The sequence below is a fragment of the Alkaliphilus transvaalensis ATCC 700919 genome, from assembly GCF_000621485.1.
In the GTDB taxonomy this organism is placed as follows: Bacteria; Bacillota; Clostridia; order Peptostreptococcales; family Natronincolaceae; genus Alkaliphilus; species Alkaliphilus transvaalensis.
This window is the reverse complement of sequence record NZ_JHYF01000002.1, coordinates 324,343-347,350: the sequence shown is the minus strand read 5'-3', so window position 1 is coordinate 347,350 and position 23,008 is coordinate 324,343. Positions and strand designations below refer to the sequence as shown.

The window sequence follows — 23,008 nt, the reverse complement described above, 5'->3', positions numbered from 1 at the left end:
CCTCAATGTAGTTCTTTTCAGTTTTAGACTAAGTCTGGATGTAACAAGGCTGTATAGTCACCACTTTTAGATAGCCGTTTGCTATACACCGCTATAATGATGTTTTCAATATTTTTAATTTCATAATCCTTTTCGATCAAAACAGAATCTGGCTTAAAACCCACCAACATTCCGTTTTCTGTTCCTAATGCCTCGAAAGGAATGAATCGAAGTCTTGTCATCCATGGGGTATTAGTCAACAGCATTGTAATTTCATTAAAGTTAGGATATTTTGAACCTATAAAAGCTGCTTGGATACTTTCAGGAAATAAATTGATTATTGCGTTGTACTCTACAATCATAACGGGATGACTTGTAAGGGGATCTTTTAATGAATTACCTGTATCAACTAATCCTTTTAATTCTACGTTTTCACCATTCATTTGAATTTTTACCTTCATATAAATCTTATCTCTTGATAATTGCTTTTGAATATAACCCCAGCAAAAATTGATAAGAATATATGCCAACCCACAAGAAAGCATTAAGTTTTTAAGAGTGATATTAGTGGTATAAAAAATCCCGTTACTGATTATTCCATTAAAGCTGGTAAAATAAAACAATGCAAAACCAGCACCCCCAAATACCATTGTAATGAGATAAAAAATCCCTAATAGCCTAAAAAACTCTTTAAAGCGATAGGGGGAAAATGCTATTATGATTATCAACATCGAACAAGTAACCTTCATCATCATGGAAAATAAAAAATGTAATGATGGGAAGAAAAGCACAAAAGCATATAGGGCTCCTAAGGAGGATGCCATTAATAGCCTAACTTTCTTAGTTTGAGTTTTTCCGAACTTTGATGTTAAAGATAAAATGATGAAATTCATAATAAAATTTTCTAAAAAAACATACTCTGCATAAACAATCATTCCCACACCCCCCAGAGGGACAAATTCATACTACTATACACATATTCACTAATCACTAACTTTATGTATATTATAATAGAACTAACTTTATTTTTCTGTCATTTTACGAAGTCGAAATTTTACTTTATATTGGTTTTTTTGAAGACGAGCCTACAAAGACTAGCTTAAACCCTTAAACTAATTATTGGCATATTTTATATCATTTTTGACATAAAAAAAGGGACCTGCCCCATAACAGATCCTTTTTGAATGTTTAATTTATTTTTTTCTTCTTAAGAAAATAGGTATATCTAGATCGTCACTCTTTATTTTTTCTTCAGTAGATGTTTCTTCTTTAATTGCATCGGCAAGCATCAATTTACCTTGCTTATCAACCATGTTAAGTAAATCTTTTTCAAAACCAGTAGCAATTACTGTAATTCTAATTTCATCCTTTAACTCTTCGTTTATAACAGCTCCAAATATGATGTTTGCATCATCATCTGCAGCTTGTGTAACCAACTCAGCAGCTTCATTAACTTCAAATAGCCCTAGTCCAGAACCACCAGTAATATTTAATAATACTCCTTTAGCTCCTTGAATAGAAGTTTCTAAAAGTGGACTTTGAATCGCTTGTTTAGCCGCTTCTACTGCTCTGTTCTCACCGCTGGCACGGCCAATTCCCATGTGGGCTAATCCTTGTTCAAGCATAATTGTCTTAACATCGGCAAAGTCAAGGTTAACTAGACCAGGTACCGCAATTAAATCAGAAATACCTTGAACACCTTGTTTTAAAATATCGTCAGCAATTCTGAAGGCTTCTAGCATTGTTGTTTTCTTTTCAATTACCTGTAATAACCGATCATTTGGTATTGTAACAAGGGTATCTACTCTTCCCTTTAGTTCTTCGATTCCTTGCTCTGCATGAGTTAATCTTCTTTTTCCTTCGAAGGTAAAGGGTTTAGTTACAACCCCAACTGTCAAGATTCCCATTTCCTTAGCAATTTCAGCTACAATTGGCGCTGCACCAGTTCCAGTTCCACCACCCATACCAGCTGTAACAAACACCATATCTGAACCTTGAAGCAGTTTACAGATATCTTCTCTACTTTCTTCCGCTGCTTTTTTGCCTACTTCTGGGTTAGCACCAGCTCCTAACCCTTTCGTTAGTTTTTCACCGATTTGTATTTTATGTTCAGCTTTAGAAGTATATAAAGCTTGTTTATCAGTATTAACAGCAATAAATTCTACACCCTTTAAACCTGATTCAATCATACGATTTACGGCATTATTTCCACCACCGCCAACACCAATAACTTTGATCTGAGCAAATTGTTCCATATCAACATCAAATTCTAACACAGTATAACCCCCTTGTTATGTATATAAGCTTTTATCGTGTTCGATCATAGCATCAGATAGCATGTCCTTTTTTTCACTTTAACATATAAAAACACTAATTTCTATAGGCTAAAGGACTACATTTCAGCAATTTGGTCCATTAATTCACCAATTTCATTTAAGTTTTTTCCATGATATTTAATTCAACAAAAATGTTAAATTTCCTTTTAATTCTGGGATAAATTTAAATATTTTCTATGAATTATTATTCAGTTCTACTTTTTGATTTTCTTCCCTCTACTAAATGTCGTCTAATTATGGCGAAGTTTTGGAATAAACGATTACCAAAGGCAAAAATTGCAGCATAATATAAGGGAACACCGATCCTGTCCCCAATATATGCTAGAATTCCTGCTAGTATAGCATTTCCAAAGAAACCAGAAACAAAGATTTCTGTATCAAATTTATTTTCTAAATTAGAACGAATGGCACCAAACACAGAGTCTAATGCCGCAAGTATTGCCACGGAAATATATAATGAAAAGGCTGCAGGATATTGTATTGGGATTCGTAAGCCCAGTATTACTCCAATTAAAAGTCCAATTAATGCTATAATCATTTTATTCACCTTCCTTTAGGTTTATATGGTTCATTACAATGTCCCCATCGTATCTTGGAATTCTTATTCTTGAGCTAGTTTGAGCCTCTATGACAACTCCATATACCTGTCTTAAAAAGTGGGCATTAGAATCTGGTGACTTCACTGAAGCTTCCAAAGTTACAGGATCTCCAATTGCCCTTATGACAAAGGGCTGTCCATAAGTGTGTCCATTAATTGTAATGGTATAACCTGCACATTTTATCTCTGAGTTTGGTAATAGACGCTGTCCGTTAATGGAGATGGCTTCTGCCCCGGCAAATTTAAGGTCATTAACAATTGCTAGAACATCTCCTTCATGAATCAGTAGATTATTGGGATCTTCCAATTCATATAAATCTCTAGTGGCATCGCTCATAGAAACGATAACCCCTTCACCCTCCAAATCTACAAATCCACTTATGACCCTTAGCTCGTTTATTTCATCATAAAGAACTTCTTTAATGGATCCTCCCTCTTGTACAGCTCTTTCATATTCAGCTAAACGGTTATTAGTAATTCGAATTATTTCTCTAATATCATTTACTTCAGTTCGCTCTTTATTTATTTCGTCTTGAAGGTCACTAATTGTCTTTAGACTTACAAAACTATAATCTTCAGTTGTATTTAGAAATTGAGTCGTAAATACATATCCAAATAAAATAAAAATAAGTGTAATTACTACTTTACTTTTGCTATAGGCTTTTTTCATATGATCCACCTCAGATCTTCTCTACTAGTTGGCATTGGCTTCAACAGGTCTGGCATATCTAAAATTAGTTACTCTGTTATATCGAGGTATTACGATATTATTTTGCTTTTTCATTGTAATCTTTAATCGATCACCGTAGTCTTGTTTAACAGTATAGATTGTTCCAAACCGCATATTTAAGGCCGCCTCCATAATTTCAGGGTCCCCTATTGCTTGTATTTGAAAAGGTTGTTTTAAGGGAACTGAATTCACATAAACAGCATTGGCATTATAAAAGATTTCTGTTGTTGCTGTATATCTCTGGTCATTAATTGAAATGGCTTCTGCACCAGCAGAATTCAACTTATTAATTACATCTAACATAATGTCAAATCTCAACATGATAAAACTAAAGTCTCCCTGATATTCTTGAGGAATATCTTCTAATGTAATGACTACACCTGGTCCTTCTACAGCACGGTTTCCTGATAATATTTGATATTTCTCTAAATCATTTTTTAAGTTTCTAATAATAAAATTTTCATCTGCTTCTGTCTGCTCATATTCCTTTTGTCGGCGTTCTAGTTCCGTTAATTCTAAACTTAACCGTTCTTTTTCAGTCCTCAAATTTTGAAGCTCTAAGGAAAGTTGTTGAGCCCTTTGTCCAGAAATAAATCCTCCGTCGGTTTCATTTTTTACAGTCTTAAACTGGATTGATATAATTAAGCCTAAAACTGCACATACTAATGCAATGGCAATTTTTCCTTTTAAATCCTTCATTTATATTCCTCCTAGCTGTTTCGGTCTCTAACAGTGATATGACCGTCATACCTTAAGTCAATGATAACATCCCTACGATTAGTTGTATATAAGTTAATTAGCACTTCTTTTAAAGCTAGCATAAGATAAGCGGGGTTAGATGCAGTTCCTAATTGTACTTCGATTCCATCAAAGGTATATAGACGTATGTTATCTGCCTCTGAGATATTTACCTCTGATATCGTTTCAAGCATTTCTGAAAGCTCTGCAGCCTCCAAAAGCCTAAATACTTTGTACAGATCTTGAAGGTTTATCACATCAACTGGCTCACCTACGTTAAAACTTTGAAACTCTGCTCCAGTAATAAGGGGTAGCTCTTGGGATAGTCCGTGATCTGTAACCTTCAAAAGAACCCCCTCTTGATCAATATATATATAAGAGCCCATATATGCTATTATAGCATATTCTCTCCGTTCTTTCACATTAATGATTATTTTATTTGGCAGTTTTCTTGTTACATCTGCAGCCTTGATATAGGCGTGTTCTGCAACATTTACCTCAATTTCAGCTAGGTTATATTTTAGTATATTTCTATCTTTTACCAGCCTAGAATATTGAAAAATTTCATCATAGTCAATTTGATGATTATCTAACACTTCAATCACCTTTAAGTTAAAAAGATCCGATTGTAACAAGGCATAAATCCCCCATAGCAAAAAAACAATAATTAATAAAATAGATGTTATTGTTCTTTTAATCCTAATTCTAGTTTGTTTTCTTTTCTTTATTTCTTCGTAATTACTCATATGTTCCCCCTACCTTAACTAACTTGTCCATTTTTTTACTAAGGGAATAGCAGCACAATGACTGCTACTCTTATACAGATCATGATTATTGGCTTAATAATTTATTTCAAATATTTTATGTTTGCTCCTAGACTTTTAAGTACTTCTTCAAGATGGTCATAACCTCTTTCTATATGTTTACCATGTTCTACAATGGTTTTACCCTCTGCTGCTAAAGCGGCAAGAATCAGAGCTGCTCCTCCTCTTAAATCCTTAGCATTAACCGTTGCACCAGTGAGTTTTTTTACGCCTTTAACAATGGCAACTCTACCATCTACTTTAATACTCGCCCCCATACGGGTAAGCTCTTCAGCATGTTTAAAGCGGTTTTCGAAGATCGTTTCAATAAATACACTGATTCCATCACTTACTGTCATCAACGCCATCATCTGAGATTGCATATCTGTAGGAAAACCTGGATAGGGTAAGGTTTTGATAGAATCAACGGCAATTAGCTTTTCTGGTGCTTCTAATCTTATTGTATTATTTTTACTTACTATATGGCAACCACATTCTTTTAATTTATATAAAATTGATTGAATATGTTCTGGTATTACATTATTTAAGAATATATTTCCTTTTGTGATGGCCGCAGCTGCTAAATAAGTACCTGCAACAATCCTATCTGGAATAATTTGATGTTCTACTGAGTTAAGCTCTTCTACACCTTCAATATAAATCGTTGCACTGCCAGCACCTGAAACCTTACCACCCATAGCATTGATATAATTTTCTAAGTCAATAATTTCAGGTTCTCGGGCTGCATTTCTGATAGTTGTTGTTCCCTTAGCAAAAACAGCCGCTAAAATAATATTTTCTGTAGCTCCCACACTAGGAAAATCCAATTGAATTTCTGTTCCTTTTAATTCTTTAGCTTCACAAAACAAAAATCCATGCTTCTCTACAATTTTTGCTCCCATTTCCCTTAAAGATCGTAAATGAAGGTCTATGGGACGGGGCCCGATCTCACACCCCCCTGGGTAACTAATTACAACTTTACCACATCTTGCTAAAATTGCACCTAAAAAAATAATCGATGATCTCATTTCCCGCACTAAATTTTCTGGTATTTGATAATTATTTAGCCCGCTTGAGTCAATAGATAATGTAGTACCCTCCCGCTCAACAGTACAGCCAATTGATTCTAGAATTTCTGTCATTATAATAACATCAGATAATTTAGGTATATCATGCAATACATTAAGTTTGCCATTTAAAACAGTTGCTGCCATTATTGGAAGAACAGAATTTTTTGCACCGCCCACCCGAACCTCGCCTGATAATTTATTTCCTCCAACGATCACAAATTTACTCACTAGTAAGTCACCTCCAGAATTTCTATATGTTTATATTTAGTGATTGCCTATGGATAAAACAGCAAATATATAAACATATTATGCAGAATTTCTGGAGGTGTTCCATGTTTTTAAAAAGGGCAGCTTTTAAATTTGTCTTATATCATTAGTTATTCATTAGTTTGTTTATCGCTTCATATATTTTTTCAGATGCCTTTAGCTTAGCTTCTCCTTTACTAGCTTTTTGCATCTCTTTTAAACCATTACTTTGACCTATTATTTCTTGTATATTCTGATATAAGGTTTCGCCAGACAAATCCTTCTCTTTAATCATCTTAGCTGCCTTTTTATCGGCTAAAGCCTTTGCATTATACTCTTGATGATTTTCTGCAGTATGGGCCTTTGGTATTAAAATTGATGCTTTGCCAGCTGCTGTTATTTCTGTAATTGTCATGGCCCCAGCACTACATATAATTAAGTCACAAGCCTTTAAAGCATAGGGCATATCGTTAATGTATGGGACAACTCGATTATTATTTAATATGGTTTTTTCTTTTCCTAAAAGCTCCATTACCTTTGAGTAGTGATTTTTACCAGTAGCTAATAGAATTTCAAAATTATTTTTAGGATGTCTTGTAAGTAAGTCTATCACTGCATTATTTAGTTTGACAGAACCTCCACTACCTCCTACAACTAAAATGAGGGGAAGCCCTGGCTTTTTATTATATTTTAATGCCGCCTCTTCTTCCGTAATACGAAGAAAATCTTCACGAATTGGATTTCCTGTAATAATCACCTTATTATGGTTTTTTAAATACTTTTTAGCTTCTTCAAAACTTAGGGCAATACAATCTACATATCTAGCTAATATTCTGTTTGTTAAACCTGGAAAAACATTTGATTCGTGAATCATTGTTTTTATTTTAAGTTGAGCAGCCATAAAAAGTACCGGCCCACATACAAACCCACCTGTACCAATAACAAGATCTGGTTGAAATTCTTTAAGAATTCTTCGAGCTTCCATTAACCCCTTTACCAAGAGACCTGCGCTTTTCACATTATGGAGAGAAATTTTTCTTTTTAAGTAACTAACTGGAATATGCTTTATAGGATATCCTGATTTTGGAACAATATCACTCTCTAAACCCTTTTCTGTACCGATAAAAAGAATTTCTGTATCAGGTTTTTCTTCTTTTATTTTATTGGCGATGGCAATAGCAGGATAAATGTGCCCGCCTGTTCCACCACCACTAATGACAACCTTCATTTCTTCAACTCCTATCAAAAGTGGTATACCTTGAAATATTAAGTAGAATCCCTGCAGTAGCCATGAAGATTACTAAAGAGTTACCTCCAAAACTAATGAAGGGCAATGGCATACCCGTTACAGGCATCGAGGATGTAACAACGGCAATATTGATAATTACTTGTACCGCCAACATTGCAACAAACCCAGTAGCAATCAAGCAACTAAACAAGTCTGGTGCATTGATGGCAATTCGTACTCCCCTCCATATTAATACCATAAATAATAATAGGACAACGGTACCTCCAATAAAGCCCAATTCTTCACCAATAATTGAAAAAATAAAATCGGTTTGGGGTTCTGGTAAATAAAAGTGTTTTTGAATACTCTTGCCTAAGCCCCTTCCAAACAGCCCGCCGGAGCCAATTGCCAATAATGATTGTATCGCTTGAAATCCCGTATTACTGGGATCTGCCCAAGGATCTAAAAAGGCAGTAATTCTTTTAGCTTTATAAGAGTTACCACTTAAAAATAGATAAGCGATCATTGCTGCAATACCTGCAAAGCCTGCTGAAGCTAAACCTACAAAGTGGGAAAGTTTCATCCCGCCAACAAAAACTAAAGACATAATTACCACCGCCACAACAAAGGCAGTACTAAAGTCTGGCTGTTGATAGATTAACCCAAAGAATAGCCCTATAAATAGTAGATAGGGGAGTACACCATAAATAAAACTTTGCATTTTCTCTTTTTTCCTAGTAATACTTGTTGAGACAAAGATGATAGCAGCAAATTTGGCAACCTCCGAAGGCATAACAGAGATGGAGCCTACCCCGATCCAACGTTGAGCACCATTAACCTCCTTACCAATAGGCGTTAGAACAAGAACCAATAAAGCTAAACTTACGATAAGTAGTAAGTTTGCGTACTTCTTCCACTTCCAATAAGGAAACTTAGCACAAAATATCATTGCAAAAGTTCCAATAATTGCCCAGATTATGATCCTTTTTAGAAAGTAATAACCGTCCTTCATGTTTACTAAAGCGTGGGAATAACTTGAGCTAAACACCATGATAATCCCTATTGCTACTAAAGTAGCTACTGACAAAATAATGGTGGAGTCATATGGATTTTTCTTCCCCATATTAAGACCTCCTTATATTGTTAACTATGTTCTTAAAATGCCTACCTCTTTCTTCAAAATTCGGATACATATCCCAACTGGCACAAGCAGGAGACAACAGTATTGTATCTCCTTCAACTGCTACTTCATAGGCTGCTTTTACTGCTTCTTCTAGGTCTTTAACCTTTCTTACATCCATAAAACCTAGACTATGGGCAGTTTCATATATTTTATTTGCTGTTTCGCCATAAACAACCATTTCCCTCACTTTACCCTTAAAGGTTTCAATAAATTCTCTAAAGTCACTGCCTTTATCCATTCCACCTGCTAGTAAGATAATAGGCGCCTTTATTGCTTCAATAGCCTTAATTGAAGCATCTGGGTTAGTACCCTTCGAATCATTGATAAAGGAAATTCCATTAATTTCATCTACAAATTCTGTTCGATGTTCTACTCCTCCAAAGTTCTTAAGGGTTTCTGCGATGGTTTCTACCTTAACACCCATCAAATAAGCCATAGCCGTAGCTGCCAACGCATTTTCTAGGTTGTGATTTCCAGGAATCTTAATTTCTTCAATCGGCAACACCTTTTCAAGTTTATTGTTTAGAGAAACGACTATGTTACCCTCCTTAACAAAAATCCCTTCTGATAAAGTCTCCTTACGACTAAAGAAAATAACTTTTCCCTTCAAATTTTTGCTAGCTTCACGACAAATTTTATCATCGTAATTTATAACAGCATAGTCAGATGAAATTTGATTTTTAAAGATATTTAATTTAGCCTGTAGGTAATTCTCCATAGTTTTATGACGATTTAAGTGATCCTCAGTTAAATTTAACAGGGCCGCCACCCTTGGATGAAAATCCACAATACTTTCTAGTTGGAAGCTACTAACCTCCATTACCATATAATCTTCTATTTTTGTTTCCAAAGCTTTTGAAATAGCAGCAACACCAATATTACCAACAACGTAGGTATTTTCTTCTGCCTGCTTAAATATCTCACCGGTTAATGCTGTAGTGGTGGTTTTACCGTTGGTTCCAGTAATGGCCACAACCTGTGCAGATGACAATCTAAAGGCAAGCTCTATTTCTCCAATCACCTCGATATTAGCCCTTCTAAAACCTTCTATAAAGGGGATTTCTAATGGAACCCCAGGAGAAACTACAACTAGGTCTAGTGGGCCTAGTTCATTAACACCTTCTGGATGTCTTCCTAATATGTAGGTTACATCTAACCCCTCTAGCTCCTTTAAGGAATCCGTTAATTGTTCTTTAGACTTTAGATCATTTACAATAATTTTACTCCCCAATTGGGCAAGCACTTTTACTAAGGGTACTCCAGTTACTGCTAATCCAATTACTAAAATATTTTTGTTTTTTAGATCCATAATCTTCACCTACTTTCTTAACCTAAAGCTACTATCCCAATTAAACATAATACGACGGTTATGCTCCAGAAAACGATCACTACTTTAGTTTCTGGCCAACCACTTAATTCATAATGGTGATGTAATGGGCTCATTTTAAATATACGTTTACCTGTTAATTTATATGAAGCAACTTGCAAAATTACCGACACTGATTCTGCAAAGTAAATTCCCCCAACAATCGGTATAATTAATGCGATATTCATCAATATTGCTAATGTTGCAATTGCACCACCTAGGGCTAAGGAACCTGTATCCCCCATAAATACTTGGGCAGGATGGGAATTAAATCTTAAAAACCCTAAACATGCGCCAGTAACAGCCCCTGCAAATATTGCTAAACTTGGCTGTCCCCAATTTAAGGCTATTAAGCTAAAAAAGGCTGCAACGATTAGTGTCACCCCCGATGCAAGACCGTCTAATCCATCGGTTAAATTAACACTATTAACTGTAGCAATTACTACAAATACGATAAAGGGAATATAGAGTATTCCAATATCTAAATACTGAGGGATGACAATATTTCCAATATTTAAACTACCCTGTATAAAGGGTACTAAAATCTTTGTTCCAGTAGATGAAACATTCGATTGATAAAGAGCTAAAGCTATGGCTACGATGGTTTGCAATACAATTTTCTGATAAGCTCTTAGTCCTAAAGACCTTTTTAGCACCACCTTTATAAAATCATCTATAAAACCAATGACACCAAAGGCTACAGTTGCCAATAATGCCACCATTAAATCTGTATTCATAACACCGGCAGTAACAGAAGTAATGATGATGGATAAAATGATAATAATTCCTCCAATGGTTGGGGTACCACTCTTAGATTTATGACTTTGGGGTCCTTCTTCTCTAATTGTCTGACCTACCTTCAACCTTTTGAGATAAGGTATTACCAAAGGACCCAGTATAAGGGTTATGGCGAATCCTATTATGATGGTGTAGATCAATTGTCTATGGTGTATCATCCTACTAGCTCCTCTCTTGTAAATAGATAATTATTTCTTCCATTTTCATACCTCTTGAGCCCTTTACAAGCACGAGGTCTTTCTTTTGTAGAATTTTGTTTAAAATCTCTATTGCCTCTTGATTATTTTCTAAAGTATAAATCTCTTTAAGTCCACCGATAGCTTTGGCTTCCTCCCCTATCCACTTGGCCATTTCACCAACTGTAATAAGAATATCTAGACCTGTGCCAGTTACATAATTTCCAACGATTCGGTGCCCTTCCTCCGAGAACGCTCCCATTTCCAGCATATTGCCAAATATAGCAATTCTTCTGTTCCCTTCCAAACGATCTAATACATTTAAAGCCGCCTTCATGGAATCGGGACTAGCATTATAGGCATCGTTAATCACCTTAATATCAGGAAGTTCAATGATTTCCATTCTCATTTTACTTGGAACATAGGAGTCTAATCCCCTTTGGATCTCAGATGGGGTCATGTTATAATTTAATCCAATCCAAATTGCTGCCAGTGCATTATAAACGTTATGTAAGCCAGGATAGTTTATTTTAAAGACTTCTATCTTTCCTTTAATGGATATCTCTAATGTAAAACCTTTTTCACCCAAGTCTTCTACTTTATCGGGATAAAAGTCAAGGTCTTTAGATACTCCAAAAAAGACTTTATGGTATGGGCTTTTTTCATCCTTTAAGGTTTTAAGATATTCATCATCTCCATTTAATAACAGATAATCTCCCTCTGTTAGATAGGTAGCAATCTCCATTTTTGCCTTTAGTATATTTTTTTGGCTTCCTAGATTTTCAATATGGGACATGCCTATATTAGTAATAACACTTATATTAGGCCTTACAATATCTACTAAATTATGTATTTCTCCGAAGGAAGACATTCCCATCTCCAGTACTGCCACTTGATGCTCTTCTTCTAAGTTGAAGAGGGTCATTGGCAGGCCTATTTGATTGTTAAAATTACCGAAGTTTTTTAATACATTATATTTAGACGAAAGACTACTGCTTATTAGATCCTTTGTTGTGGTTTTTCCTACACTACCGGTAACCCCAATAAAAGGGATGGAAAATAATTTACGATAGTTTCTTCCTAGTTCCTTTAAGCCATCAAGGGTATCTTTAACTTCTATAATAAAGACATCATCTAGGTTTTCTGGTAACTCGATTTGATGATTTTCCTTTACTAATACAGCTACTGCTCCATTATTTATTGCTTGGGAAATAAATTGATGACCATCATAAAATTCTCCTATTAAAGGGATAAACAGTGACCCCCCTTCTAAATTTCTTGAATCAGTAGAAATAGAAGTAATCCAGCCTTCTTTACCTCCATGGGTTTTTCTACCATTGCAGGCCTTGATAATCCATTCAATTGATAATTGCTTCATATTAGACCTTCCTCTCTTGCAACTTCTATGGCAACCTGTAAGTCATCAAATCTATAGACTTTATCTCTGATTACTTGTGTTTTTTCATGGCCTTTTCCAGCTATAATGACAATATCACCTTCGGATGCATTTTTCAAGGCAAACCTAATGGCTTCTTTACGATTTTCTACTACAGCATATTCCCCTTTAGTCCTATTAATGCCTTCTTCCACCATGGCTAATATTCTAACCGGGTCCTCTGTTCTCGGATTATCTGAAGTAATTACTGCTAAGTCACTTAAATTACCAGCAAGTTCCCCCATAACAGCCCTTTTCGTTTGATCACGATCTCCTCCACAGCCAAAAACTGTAATTATTTTGTTTGATGAGAATCCCCTTGCAGCCTTAAGTACATTTTCTAAGGCATCTGGGGTGTGGGCGTAATCAACGATAACGGAAAAAGACTTAATTTCTTTTATTAACTCAAATCTACCTGGCACTCCTCTAAATTCATCTAATGCTTCGACGATATCTTTACTTGGAATACCCAACATATGACAAGCAACAATTGCACTTAAGGCGTTATAGATGGCAAACTTCACAGGTATCCCCATCGATATAGTTGCCTTAAAATCTGGTCCTTCTACATCAAAGGTTACTTCTTGAAAATTAATATCTATATTTTTAGCTTTAAAATCAGCCTGATCATTTTCTATTCCATAAGTATATAAAGGTGTAGATAAAGTCTTAACCTCTTCAGCAATAATCTTACCATCTGCATCATCTATATTAATTACATTGCATAAACTTGTTTTATAAAAAAGTTTTTTCTTAGCATTTCTGTAGCTCACTAAATCTTGATGAAAATCTAAATGATCTGGTGACAAATTTGTAAATACACCAATTTTATAGTCTATCTCTTCAACACGTTCTAAGTCTAATGAGTGGGAAGAAACTTCCATCACACAGCTATCCTGCCCTGAAGCAGCCATATTACTAAATAGCTTTTGCAAGTCTAATGACTCTGGTGTTGTTCTAACTGCTTCAATGGTATCTTCTCCTACCATCGTTGCTATTGTTCCTATTAAACCTGCTTTTCTACCACTTCTTTCTAAAATACTTTTAATCATATAAGTTACAGAAGTCTTTCCGTTAGTACCTGTGACTCCAATTAAATCTAGTAATTTACTAGGGAAATCGTAGAACTTGTTTGCAATTTTTGCCATTGCCCTTCTAGTATTTTTGACTCTAATTACTGTAACGCCATCACTTTCAATCATATCTTCACAAAGAATAGCCTTAGCTCCATTTTTAATGGCATCTTCAACATATAGATGTCCATCTGTTCTGAATCCCTTAATACATATAAATAGGCTATTTGGGGTGACTTTTTGTGAATTATAATACACATGCTCAATTGTTAGATCTGTCTCACCCTTTATTTCTTCGATCTCTATGTAATCTATTAATTCTTGTAGCTTCACTGGCATCTTCATCCCCTTCTTTTCTTAGTGAGGAAATTGCGTAATATCCATTGATATATTAAATTCTGTAAATCTAATTTCCAGTATTGGAGACTAGATAAGAATGTTTTCATTTTCATTAAGATAAATTAAAATTTTAAACGCAATTTCCTTAGCTATTATTACCAATTAATAACTTTTTAAAAGGCAACATAAAATTATGGCTTGTGACCTCTAATTTTAGTTGCCCATTTTATTATATGACCTTTAGCTTATATAAGCTAGTATTAAATTACTGGTTTGAATTAAAGTCTACATCTATTACTGTTCCTCGTTCTACCATCGTATTAGCCTCTGGATGCTGTGCCTGGGCTACACCACTACCATTAATCTTAAGTCTGAGTCCCAAATTGTTTAAAATACTATTTGCTTCTCTAATAGTTTTTCCAGCCAAATTTGGTACCATAACTGTTGAATCATTATTTTTTTCACTGGTATATAATAATATGATGGATTTTTCAGGTACGGCAGCGCCTGGCTTAGGGAACATATCTACCACAATAGCATTATCATTATTTACATCATCTGTTTCAACTCTGTGAAGCAAGTTACTTTGTGTTAAGACTTGTGAAGCCTCTTTAAGGGACATTTGTCTAACTTCTGGAACAATAATATCTGCCCTAACAAGGTTTTCGGCTTCTTCATCAGTATATTTTGGCTTAATATCTAAATATCTTAAACTTTCTTCTAAAATTTCCTTTGCAACAGGTGCGGCTGTTAAACTACCAAAGGTACTAAAGCCCATTGGTTCATCAACGATTACCAACACTGCCAATTCTGGATCATCACTTGGAGCGATTCCAATAAAGGATGCAACATAAAAACCCTGTGCATACACGCCACCCTTAACTTTTTGTGCAGTACCAGTTTTTCCACCTACACGATAACCTGGGATGTAAGCACTTTTTCCTGACCCTTCTGAAACAACTGACTCCATAATTTCTCTCATCTCTTGAGAGGTTTTTTGTGAAATAACCTGTCTAATCATGGTATCTTCAAACCTTTGAATTACCTTACCTTCATCATCTAGCAATTCTTTTACTATTTTTGGTTGCATTAATTTACCATCATTTGCAATAGCTGAAATTGCTGTAATTAACTGCATTGGTGTTACAGCAATACTTTGCCCAAAGGAAATTGTTGCTAATTCCACTGGACCTACTAATGACTCTGGATACATTTGAGAAGCAGCTTCTCCTGGTAAGTCAATTCCTGTTCTATTAGTAAAACCAAAGGCATCTAGATAATGATAGAAGGTTTTAAGGCCTAGTCTTTCTGCTAATGTTACAAAGATCGGGTTACATGAGTTCTGTACGGCTTCTGTTAAAGTTTGGTCTCCATGAGGATTATACCATCTCCAGCATCTAATTGTCCTTCCGGCAACATTAATTGTCCCAGATGAATAGAATTGACTTTGAGGAGTTGCAACCCCCTCTTCTAAGGCTGCTGCAGTTGTAATTAATTTAAAGGTAGACCCTGGTTCGTAGGTGTCATTAATGACGGGATTTCTCCACATATCAAACCACGCATTTAATTTTTCATCATTGTCCATGCCTTCTAGAGATCTTAATAGTTCTTCATCTAAAGGAACCCTTGGTTGATTAGGATCATAGTCAGGCTTTGATGCCATTGCTAGGATATCTCCAGTTTTGACCTCCATCACGATGGCTGTTACTCTGGCGGCTTGATTAATCTCCAGGGCATTTTCTACCGCCTTTTCAGCAAAGTGCTGGATAACCTCGTCTATGGTTAATACCACATTAAGACCATTCTCTGCGGGATGATATCTTTCTAGACTAAAGGCTAATTGTCGTCCTGCTCCATCTGTATTCTTAATCCATCTTCCGGGATACCCCTTTAAATACTTGTTGTATTCTAACTCTATTCCAGCCATTCCTTCATTGTCATCTGTTGTATGACCTAAAATGAAGGATGCAAAATTTCCGTATGGATAGTATCTCTTATTATCTTCTGCCAGCCACACTCCCTTAAGCCTTGCAGCTCTTATGGCATCGGCTAAATCAGCTTCCACCCATCGCTCAATTCTCACTAAGCTTTGATTTCTTTTACTTAAGTTTTCAACCACTTCTTCTTCATCTAAACTCAGTATTTCTGCCAATATCCTTCCAGTTTCCTCTGGATCTTCTACTTCCCTTGGCCTAGCCCAGACGGTATTTGTACTGGCACTTATGGCAAGTTCTTTTCCGTTTCTATCGAAAATAATCCCTCGTTTTGCCGGTATTGGTATATCCCTAGTTTGCTGTGCATTTGCCAATTCCTTATATCTTTCACCGTTTACAATTTGAATCCAACCTAAACGAATGATTAAAGCAAATATAACCACAGTTGTTGCTACAAAAATAAATAATAATCTTTTTTTACTGGATATACTAGGCTGAGACAAAAGCTTCTCCTCCTTTTTATTTATAAGTATTCTTTAAATATTAAGTATATTGCCTATTCTATTTAACATTTTAGATAAGGGATTAGTATTGCCAACCATGGGCTCTTCACCACTGGCATTTACACGCCTATTTATTTCTTGATTCATCATCGCAACGGTGGTTTGGTCGATCGAAACATAAAAGGTATCTTCTTGACTAGGGTAGTTCATACCTAGCCTTTCTGTTGCAGCTTCTTCTATTGCTCTAGATTTGGAAACCCGCTCCATTTCTATTTTAAGTTTCTCCCTTTGGTTCTCCATTTGATCTAACTGTTGATCTAGGCGATGAATTTGATGTTTTACTTCGGTTATAGCAGTATATCTTAATAATAACGGTAAACTCATTGCTAAAATAGTCATAATCCCTAATGTGGCCATCACCTTTTCAAGGCGATAGCTTTTTTGAGGTTTGATTTTTTTCTGTTTCTTCTTATCTAGATTTAGCTGTTGCTGTTCTTGTAACTGGTAATATTCTTTTCTTGCTACTTCCAAATTTATTCACCCTCTCTCTCTTTTAGAACCCTCTAATTAAACCAACTAAACCTTTTCTGCCACCCTCAATTTAGCACTTCTTGCTCTAGAATTAACCTCTAATTCTTCTTCCGTAGATACAATTGGCTTCCTAGTTATAATTTGTAATTTCTGTACACCACCGCATTTGCATATTGGAAACTGTTTTGGACAAACGCATGGATTTTGAAGTCTTCGAAAGGCATTTTTAACGATCCGATCCTCTAGGGAATGGAAGGTTATAATACAGATTCTGCCTCCTGGATTTAAGTACTTAACTGCTGCTGAGATTGTTTCTTCGATGATTTCCAACTCTTGGTTAACCTCTATTCTAATGGCTTGAAATGTTCTTTTTGCAGGGTGTCCGCCTTCTAGTCTTGCAGCTTTTGGAATTGCCTTTTTTATAATTTCAACCAATTGATGGGTAGTTTCAATTTCTTCTTCCTCCCGATGTTTCACAATAAAGCTAGCGATTCTCTTAGCCCATTTTTCTTCTCCATACTCTTTAATAATTCTGGCAAGCTCTGTTTCACTATATTCATTCACGATTTCCTTTGCCGAAAGGGGGTTTCTGTTGTCCATTCTCATATCTAATGGAGCGTCATGCATATAGGAGAAACCTCTTTCTGCTTCATCAAGTTGGTGGGATGAAACACCTAAGTCTAGTAATATCCCGTCAATCCCTTTTATATCTAATTCTTCTAATACTCCTTCTAAGTTTCTAAAGTTATTTCTAACCAGTTTAACCTTGTGTAAATGACCTTGTAATTTTTCTGTAGCAGCTTTAATGGCATTTTCATCTTGGTCTATCCCAATTAATAACCCATGATCATTTAATTGCTGTACAATATGACTTGAGTGGCCGCCACCACCGAGGGTGCCATCTACATAAATCCCATCACCCTTTATATTTAAATTTTCTATACACTCTTCTAGTAATACTGATACGTGCTTAAAGTTCATTTTCCATCACCTTTATCCCTATATTCCTAATTCTGCCATCTTTGAAGCTATCTCTTCATAGCTTAAATTTTCATCATTGTTATAATTGCTCCATAAGTTTTGACTCCAAACTTCTATTCTGGTTCCTACACCAATCATGACAGCCTCCTTTTCTAATTCAGCATATTCTCTTAAATTATTCGGAATCCTTATTCTGCCCTGATTATCTAATTCACATTCAGTAGCTCCAGAAAAGAAGAATCGTACAAAGGCTCTGGCGTCCCTATTAGTAAGGGGCAATTGTTTCAATTTATTCTCCATAATTTTCCATTCATTTTGTGAATAGACAAATAAACAGTTATCTAGTCCTTTGGTAAGGATAAAAGAATCTCCCAACTGCTCTCTAAATTTAGCAGGAACACTTACCCTGCCCTTTGAATCAATTGTATGGTTATACTCACCAAAAAACATTCTTCATCCCACCTTAGGGGTTTTTGTACCACTTCATACCACTTCATACCACTTTTCATATATTTCTCTTCTTTTTTTAAAAATCCTCCCTAAAATTTAAAATAAAAAATCTTTTTAATACTTTAGTACTACAGGGCTATAAGATTTTTTAATTAGCAAAATTTTGTCGAAATTTATCTACAAAAGTTTATTTATTAAATATTTTGTAATTTATTAAGTAAATTGGCTTTTTTATACTCTGAATAAGTGACATTTTATTACTCAAATGTTGAATCTTATCAATTCGAAGCAGAATTTTGAATGTAAATGCTCTAATCAGCATCGTTATAAATTAAGAATAGCTTACATTTGAAAAACTTCTCCATTAGTGTTCTATGGATTTAAAATCTACTGACAAAAACAAAAAAAAACTACCTTTGCAAAGGTAGTAATTATGGTATATCCACCAATTTAATGGTGCCTGTTATTCAGCTATTTTTCTGTAGTAAGCCACGATTAATGAGTCTAATTGAGTACTTAGATTATAGATTTCTTTATAATCTACCTGCTGATCAATTAGCTCGTTTAATCGTTTTTTTAATAATGCAATTTCTTGTTCCAGCATAACCTCACCCCAATAATCTTATCATTAGTGACTTTTTATATTATCAAATAAAACTATCTAGTTTGTCAAAGGGGATTTAATCATTTTTTTGATAACTTATCAAAGGAATTCTAGTTTTTTCTTTAAATTTCTCCATAATTATATAATAAAAGATATTTTTTCCTTTTTTTATAAATAGGATTTTCTACCTAACAGATATTTTCTCATTACAAGGGCACCCAAAATAATAGCTAGACTAATTACCTGGGCTGTCCTTAAGGGCCCTATCATTAAACTATCCGTTCTTAATCCTTCAATAAAAAATCTTGCAAAGGAATATAGGATTAGATATAAAAGAAAAATTTCTCCCTCAAATTTTTTCTTTTTAGTATAGTATAATAAAAAGAAAAATACGATAAAATTCCAAATTGACTCATATAAAAAAGTTGGATGTACCTTTACGCCATTAATCATTATACCCCAAGGTAAATCAGTAGGTCTACCATAGGCCTCTTGATTAATATAGTTGCCCCATCTACCAATTGCCTGTCCTAAAATAATACTTGGAGCTACAATATCTGCTAATTGCCAAAAACGAATTTTCTTATATCGACAAAAAAAGTATCCTGCCAAAACGCCACCAATGATTCCACCATGGATTGCTAAGCCCCCTTGTCGAATGTTTAAAATTTCTCTAGGAAATTGTCCATAGTAATCCCAATTAAAAGCCACATAGTATAGTCTTGTACCTATTACAGCTATTGGTACTGCAATAATAGCTAAATCAATTATTATGTCATCGGGTAAGTTTTCTTTTTTAGCTCTAGCTGTTGCCACAAGGACAGCCAATAGCATTCCTAGTCCAATTAAGATACCATACCAGCCCACCTCTATACCTAAAATTCTAAATGCAATTGGATCCATCGATATTCCTCCCTTAAAACTTATAGAAAACAATAAAATAATTATGATACAAAAAATAATTATTATACAAATTTTCTAATAAATATGTTGTTTTGATAGAGATTATCATTTGAAAAAATGATAGTTGCCGTTGCCAGCAACTATTTAATTATATTCAATTACTTGATTAAAGTCAAATTATGGTTTAATGATAGATAACACTTGCCGTTCTTCATCAAAATGTTTCATTAAATACTCATTAATATCCTCTATCGTTACATCCTTTAAAAGCTGAATGTAGTCAAAGTAATTAATATCTTTGAAATAATAGGAAACGAAGGAATTGCCAGTGTACTCCATCGAATTAAAATAGCTTAAGGCCTCACCAATCTGCTTTCTTTGTATTCTTTCAAAATCCCTCTTGTCTAACCCATTAACCTTCAGATGACTAATGTGCTCATCTACGAACTTTTTTACTAAATAAGGATCTGTAGACTCTCCACTTAAAATACTATGACCATAATCCACTTCGCTGATATAATCAGCACTAAAGTTATGATCCACTAGTCCTTCATCATATAGTCCCTCGAATAAGGTAGAGCTTTTACCAAAAACGATGTCTAATAACAACCTGATAATAATCTCTTTTTTCATCAACTCAGTACCCCTTATCCCAACATGGAAATCCTTATACCCTAAGTTAAATAGGGGAGTAGATACCGATAGTCTCTCTTCTACTAGGTTATTAGATATTTCATCGGGTTCTTTAGACATATGTCTTTCAATATTAACTGGTTCAGACACTTTAATATTCTCAAAATTTTTCTCTACTTCTTCAAAAACCTGATCTTTATCTAAGTCTCCAGCTATAAAAAGAACCATATTTGAGGGATGATAAAAGGTTTCATAACAGTTATATAAATCTTCTTTTGTTGTTCTTGTTATACTTTCGATAGTACCTGCTATATCATTTTTTACAGGATGAATTTGATACATCCCCTTCAAGAAATTAAAGAAGACCTTCCATTGTGGATTATCTTGGTACATTTTTATTTCTTGCCCTATAATCCCCTTTTCCTTTTCTACATTTTCATCGGTGAAATATGGATTTTGAACAAAATTAATTAGATAGCTTAAATTCTCATAAAAATAATCTGTACTTGTAAAGTAATAGGCTGTAATATTAAAATTTGTGAAGGCATTTACATTTGCTCCTAGGGCAGCAAAACGATCAAATACGTTTCCTTCAGGTTCTTCAAATAATTTATGCTCTAAGAAGTGGGCAATCCCTTCAGGCACTTCTACCATTGCACCATCCCTCTTGCTGAACTTAAGATCATTAGACCCAAATTTTGTAGAAAAGGATGCAAACTGTTTTGCATACCCCTTCTTCGGCAGAAAGAAAACCTCCAGTCCATTTTTTAATGTCTTTCTATAAACCTTTTCCTTTACTATTCCCCCATCTATCTCAACATAGTTCATTGCTATACCTCCTTTACTGTTGCCCATTTTCTAAAAAATAGATTGTATCCAGCAGAATTTTTTCTCCCACAGCTGCTACGTCCTCTTTCTTTACTGCTTCTATCGATTTAATTAATTCTTTAGGAGTTATATATTGATTTGTTATCACTTGCCCATAGTAAAAATCAGCGATTGAATTAACGTTATCTCCCATTTCTTTGACGGAATTGATCATCGCCTTTTTTGTATTTTCCAGTTCCTCGTCAGTTATATTTCCTTTTTTAATTTCCTCTAACTGCTGTTTAATTACTTCAACAGTCTCTTCATATTTAGTAAACTCTATCCCGCAACTTACCAACATGATTGATTTAAACTTTTCCATTCTTGAGTAGATATAGTAACATAAGCTTCTCTCTTCTCTAACTTTAAGGAATAATTTTGAATGGGCTCCACCACCTAATAGGTTTACGTATACCATAAGGGCTGGATATGTAGGGTCGTCATAGGAGATATTTGTTCTGAATCCCATAGTTAGCTTACCTTGATTAATCTCCATAGACTCTCTAACAAACTTAACTTCCTTCGGTTTAACCATAATTTCTTCCCTAGGAATTTCAATTATATCTTGTCTTTCAAACCTAAATTGATTTAATAATTCTTTTTTTATTACTTCTTTATCTATATTGCCTACCACAACTATATCCAAAGGACTTTTTGTGATTAGTTGTTGATAATATCTAAATAAATTTTCTTGATTTATACCCTCTAAATCGTCAATTTTTCCGTACTCATAAAGTCTAAAATTTTCATTTTCACACATTTCTTCGATACAACGCTCTACTGCATATCTATTTTTATCATTTACCCTCGCTTTTATTTTTTTCTCAAGATTTGCCTTTTCCTGTTGTAAATATTCCTTTTTAAAAAATCCATCTATCCTATAGGGCTTATAGATCAATTCATTTAATAGATTAACTGAGTCTTTTAAAAGCCTTTGATCATCTACAAACCTTAAATCTGCAATTCCTAAAGAAAAATCAATTATTTGACTTTCTCCCTTTTTAATAACCTGTCCATCTAAGTAAGCACCGTATAGATATTCTAGTTCTCTTGATAATTTTTTTGATGTTTCAAAACCTTCTGTTCCCCTCTGTAATATCTTAGGTAATAAAGCATTATAGGTTACTTCATCTTGAGTTAAAGGTCTTCTAAAATAAAATTTAATTAAATTAGTCTTAAACTTATCCTCATGTAGTGTATGTAAAGTAACCCCTGTAGCGATTTCCTCCCTCGAATGATTCTTCATTAAATCTTCCCTCCTTGATTTATTAACAATTAATCATTTTTCCTATTATTTCAATAGTATGCTACACTTGCCTTTTTATAATTCCCTATTTCTTATTTGATTAAGCTAAATATCAGTAAAAATTATAAGAGAAATGATATCTTTCTATGTCCAGTAAAAATAAGATACGGTTTTTTATTTTCATTATCTCTTGATAACTGTTTCCATTTACCCTTCTGATTAAATAACTTATCATATAGCCAAAATCTAAAATTAATT

At 34.4% G+C, this 23,008-nt stretch carries 21 protein-coding genes; all 21 read right to left on the bottom strand.

Annotated features, from left to right (window positions below):
- Nucleotides 1-23: 23 nt before the first annotated feature.
- The 21 genes from spoIIGA to yfmF all read right to left on the bottom strand — a co-directional run bounded on the left by spoIIGA (nucleotide 24) and on the right by yfmF (nucleotide 22,750).
- Nucleotides 24-914, bottom strand: a complete 891-nt coding sequence (spoIIGA, locus tag T335_RS0103950) for a sigma-E processing peptidase SpoIIGA (protein WP_026476380.1) — start codon at nucleotides 912-914, stop codon at nucleotides 24-26.
- A gap of 258 nt (nucleotides 915-1,172) precedes the next feature.
- Nucleotides 1,173-2,255, bottom strand: coding sequence for a cell division protein FtsZ (gene ftsZ, locus T335_RS0103945; RefSeq protein WP_026476379.1), 1,083 nt, complete (start codon nucleotides 2,253-2,255; stop codon nucleotides 1,173-1,175).
- A gap of 244 nt (nucleotides 2,256-2,499) precedes the next feature.
- Nucleotides 2,500-2,853, bottom strand: a complete 354-nt coding sequence (locus tag T335_RS0103940; protein ID WP_026476378.1) for a small basic family protein — start codon at nucleotides 2,851-2,853, stop codon at nucleotides 2,500-2,502.
- A gap of 1 nt (nucleotide 2,854) precedes the next feature.
- Nucleotides 2,855-3,583: a DUF881 domain-containing protein gene (locus T335_RS0103935; RefSeq protein WP_026476377.1), complete on the bottom strand. Its 729-nt coding sequence runs from the start codon at nucleotides 3,581-3,583 to the stop codon at nucleotides 2,855-2,857.
- Nucleotides 3,584-3,607: 24 nt separating this feature from the next.
- A complete protein-coding gene (locus T335_RS0103930) occupies nucleotides 3,608-4,342 on the bottom strand; it encodes a DUF881 domain-containing protein (protein WP_026476376.1) in 735 nt (244 codons plus the stop codon).
- 11 nt (nucleotides 4,343-4,353) lie between these two features.
- The gene (locus T335_RS0103925) at nucleotides 4,354-5,127 is read right to left on the bottom strand and encodes a cell division protein FtsQ/DivIB (RefSeq protein ID WP_026476375.1); all 774 of its coding nucleotides are present in this window, start codon (nucleotides 5,125-5,127) and stop codon (nucleotides 4,354-4,356) included.
- Between the two features lie 101 nt (nucleotides 5,128-5,228).
- Complete coding sequence (murA, locus tag T335_RS0103920; RefSeq protein WP_026476374.1) at nucleotides 5,229-6,482, bottom strand: UDP-N-acetylglucosamine 1-carboxyvinyltransferase; 1,254 nt, start codon at nucleotides 6,480-6,482, stop codon at nucleotides 5,229-5,231.
- 145 nt (nucleotides 6,483-6,627) lie between these two features.
- The gene (gene murG / locus T335_RS0103915) at nucleotides 6,628-7,728 is read right to left on the bottom strand and encodes an undecaprenyldiphospho-muramoylpentapeptide beta-N-acetylglucosaminyltransferase (RefSeq protein ID WP_026476373.1); all 1,101 of its coding nucleotides are present in this window, start codon (nucleotides 7,726-7,728) and stop codon (nucleotides 6,628-6,630) included.
- A 4-nt stretch (nucleotides 7,729-7,732) separates the two neighbouring features.
- Nucleotides 7,733-8,851 (bottom strand): stage V sporulation protein E, encoded by a 1,119-nt coding sequence (gene spoVE, locus T335_RS0103910; RefSeq protein WP_026476372.1) that lies wholly within the window; start codon nucleotides 8,849-8,851, stop codon nucleotides 7,733-7,735.
- 1 nt (nucleotide 8,852) lies between these two features.
- The gene (gene murD, locus T335_RS0103905) at nucleotides 8,853-10,220 is read right to left on the bottom strand and encodes a UDP-N-acetylmuramoyl-L-alanine--D-glutamate ligase (protein ID WP_026476371.1); all 1,368 of its coding nucleotides are present in this window, start codon (nucleotides 10,218-10,220) and stop codon (nucleotides 8,853-8,855) included.
- A 17-nt stretch (nucleotides 10,221-10,237) separates the two neighbouring features.
- Nucleotides 10,238-11,233: a phospho-N-acetylmuramoyl-pentapeptide-transferase gene (gene mraY, locus T335_RS0103900; protein ID WP_026476370.1), complete on the bottom strand. Its 996-nt coding sequence runs from the start codon at nucleotides 11,231-11,233 to the stop codon at nucleotides 10,238-10,240.
- Nucleotides 11,234-11,237: 4 nt separating this feature from the next.
- Nucleotides 11,238-12,629: a UDP-N-acetylmuramoyl-tripeptide--D-alanyl-D-alanine ligase gene (locus T335_RS0103895; RefSeq protein ID WP_026476369.1), complete on the bottom strand. Its 1,392-nt coding sequence runs from the start codon at nucleotides 12,627-12,629 to the stop codon at nucleotides 11,238-11,240.
- Nucleotides 12,626-14,098, bottom strand: a complete 1,473-nt coding sequence (locus T335_RS0103890) for a UDP-N-acetylmuramoyl-L-alanyl-D-glutamate--2,6-diaminopimelate ligase (protein ID WP_242837241.1) — start codon at nucleotides 14,096-14,098, stop codon at nucleotides 12,626-12,628. The genes T335_RS0103895 and T335_RS0103890 overlap by 4 nt, the downstream gene beginning before the upstream one ends.
- 265 nt (nucleotides 14,099-14,363) lie before the next feature.
- Entirely contained in the window at nucleotides 14,364-16,535 is a 2,172-nt protein-coding gene (locus tag T335_RS19815; protein WP_034327610.1) for a stage V sporulation protein D, read from the bottom strand.
- A 33-nt stretch (nucleotides 16,536-16,568) separates the two neighbouring features.
- Nucleotides 16,569-17,066 (bottom strand): septum formation initiator family protein, encoded by a 498-nt coding sequence (locus T335_RS0103880; RefSeq protein WP_026476367.1) that lies wholly within the window; start codon nucleotides 17,064-17,066, stop codon nucleotides 16,569-16,571.
- Between the two features lie 45 nt (nucleotides 17,067-17,111).
- Nucleotides 17,112-18,047, bottom strand: coding sequence for a 16S rRNA (cytosine(1402)-N(4))-methyltransferase RsmH (gene rsmH, locus T335_RS0103875; protein ID WP_026476366.1), 936 nt, complete (start codon nucleotides 18,045-18,047; stop codon nucleotides 17,112-17,114).
- 18 nt (nucleotides 18,048-18,065) lie between these two features.
- On the bottom strand, nucleotides 18,066-18,497 hold the full coding sequence (mraZ, locus tag T335_RS0103870) for a division/cell wall cluster transcriptional repressor MraZ (protein ID WP_026476365.1): 432 nt from the start codon (nucleotides 18,495-18,497) through the stop codon (nucleotides 18,066-18,068).
- Between the two features lie 463 nt (nucleotides 18,498-18,960).
- Entirely contained in the window at nucleotides 18,961-19,101 is a 141-nt protein-coding gene (locus T335_RS21905; protein ID WP_084280936.1) for an aspartyl-phosphate phosphatase Spo0E family protein, read from the bottom strand.
- A gap of 168 nt (nucleotides 19,102-19,269) precedes the next feature.
- A complete protein-coding gene (gene lgt / locus T335_RS0103860; protein ID WP_026476364.1) occupies nucleotides 19,270-20,004 on the bottom strand; it encodes a prolipoprotein diacylglyceryl transferase in 735 nt (244 codons plus the stop codon).
- Between the two features lie 177 nt (nucleotides 20,005-20,181).
- Nucleotides 20,182-21,465, bottom strand: coding sequence for an EF-P 5-aminopentanol modification-associated protein YfmH (gene yfmH, locus T335_RS0103855; RefSeq protein ID WP_026476363.1), 1,284 nt, complete (start codon nucleotides 21,463-21,465; stop codon nucleotides 20,182-20,184).
- 13 nt (nucleotides 21,466-21,478) lie between these two features.
- Nucleotides 21,479-22,750, bottom strand: a complete 1,272-nt coding sequence (gene yfmF, locus T335_RS0103850; RefSeq protein ID WP_026476362.1) for an EF-P 5-aminopentanol modification-associated protein YfmF — start codon at nucleotides 22,748-22,750, stop codon at nucleotides 21,479-21,481.
- Nucleotides 22,751-23,008: the final 258 nt, after the last annotated feature.

What these genes read in the sequence shown, in the direction of transcription:
- T335_RS21905 (WP_084280936.1), bottom strand. Translation starts at nt 19,101, where the DNA reads ATGCTGGAACAAGAAATTGCATTATTAAAAAAACGATTAAACGAGCTA.
- T335_RS0103890 (WP_242837241.1), bottom strand. Translation starts at nt 14,098, where the DNA reads ATGCCAGTGAAGCTACAAGAATTAATAGATTACATAGAGATCGAAGAA.
- yfmH (WP_026476363.1), bottom strand. Translation starts at nt 21,465, where the DNA reads ATGAACTATGTTGAGATAGATGGGGGAATAGTAAAGGAAAAGGTTTAT.
- murD (WP_026476371.1), bottom strand. Translation starts at nt 10,220, where the DNA reads ATGGATCTAAAAAACAAAAATATTTTAGTAATTGGATTAGCAGTAACT.
- T335_RS0103940 (WP_026476378.1), bottom strand. Translation starts at nt 2,853, where the DNA reads ATGATTATAGCATTAATTGGACTTTTAATTGGAGTAATACTGGGCTTA.
- lgt (WP_026476364.1), bottom strand. Translation starts at nt 20,004, where the DNA reads ATGGATCCAATTGCATTTAGAATTTTAGGTATAGAGGTGGGCTGGTAT.
- spoIIGA (WP_026476380.1), bottom strand. Translation starts at nt 914, where the DNA reads ATGATTGTTTATGCAGAGTATGTTTTTTTAGAAAATTTTATTATGAAT.
- mraY (WP_026476370.1), bottom strand. Translation starts at nt 11,233, where the DNA reads ATGATACACCATAGACAATTGATCTACACCATCATAATAGGATTCGCC.
- T335_RS0103935 (WP_026476377.1), bottom strand. Translation starts at nt 3,583, where the DNA reads ATGAAAAAAGCCTATAGCAAAAGTAAAGTAGTAATTACACTTATTTTT.
- spoVE (WP_026476372.1), bottom strand. Translation starts at nt 8,851, where the DNA reads ATGGGGAAGAAAAATCCATATGACTCCACCATTATTTTGTCAGTAGCT.
- T335_RS0103930 (WP_026476376.1), bottom strand. Translation starts at nt 4,342, where the DNA reads ATGAAGGATTTAAAAGGAAAAATTGCCATTGCATTAGTATGTGCAGTT.
- T335_RS0103895 (WP_026476369.1), bottom strand. Translation starts at nt 12,629, where the DNA reads ATGAAGCAATTATCAATTGAATGGATTATCAAGGCCTGCAATGGTAGA.
- mraZ (WP_026476365.1), bottom strand. Translation starts at nt 18,497, where the DNA reads ATGTTTTTTGGTGAGTATAACCATACAATTGATTCAAAGGGCAGGGTA.
- T335_RS0103925 (WP_026476375.1), bottom strand. Translation starts at nt 5,127, where the DNA reads ATGAGTAATTACGAAGAAATAAAGAAAAGAAAACAAACTAGAATTAGG.
- murG (WP_026476373.1), bottom strand. Translation starts at nt 7,728, where the DNA reads ATGAAGGTTGTCATTAGTGGTGGTGGAACAGGCGGGCACATTTATCCT.
- rsmH (WP_026476366.1), bottom strand. Translation starts at nt 18,047, where the DNA reads ATGAACTTTAAGCACGTATCAGTATTACTAGAAGAGTGTATAGAAAAT.
- yfmF (WP_026476362.1), bottom strand. Translation starts at nt 22,750, where the DNA reads ATGAAGAATCATTCGAGGGAGGAAATCGCTACAGGGGTTACTTTACAT.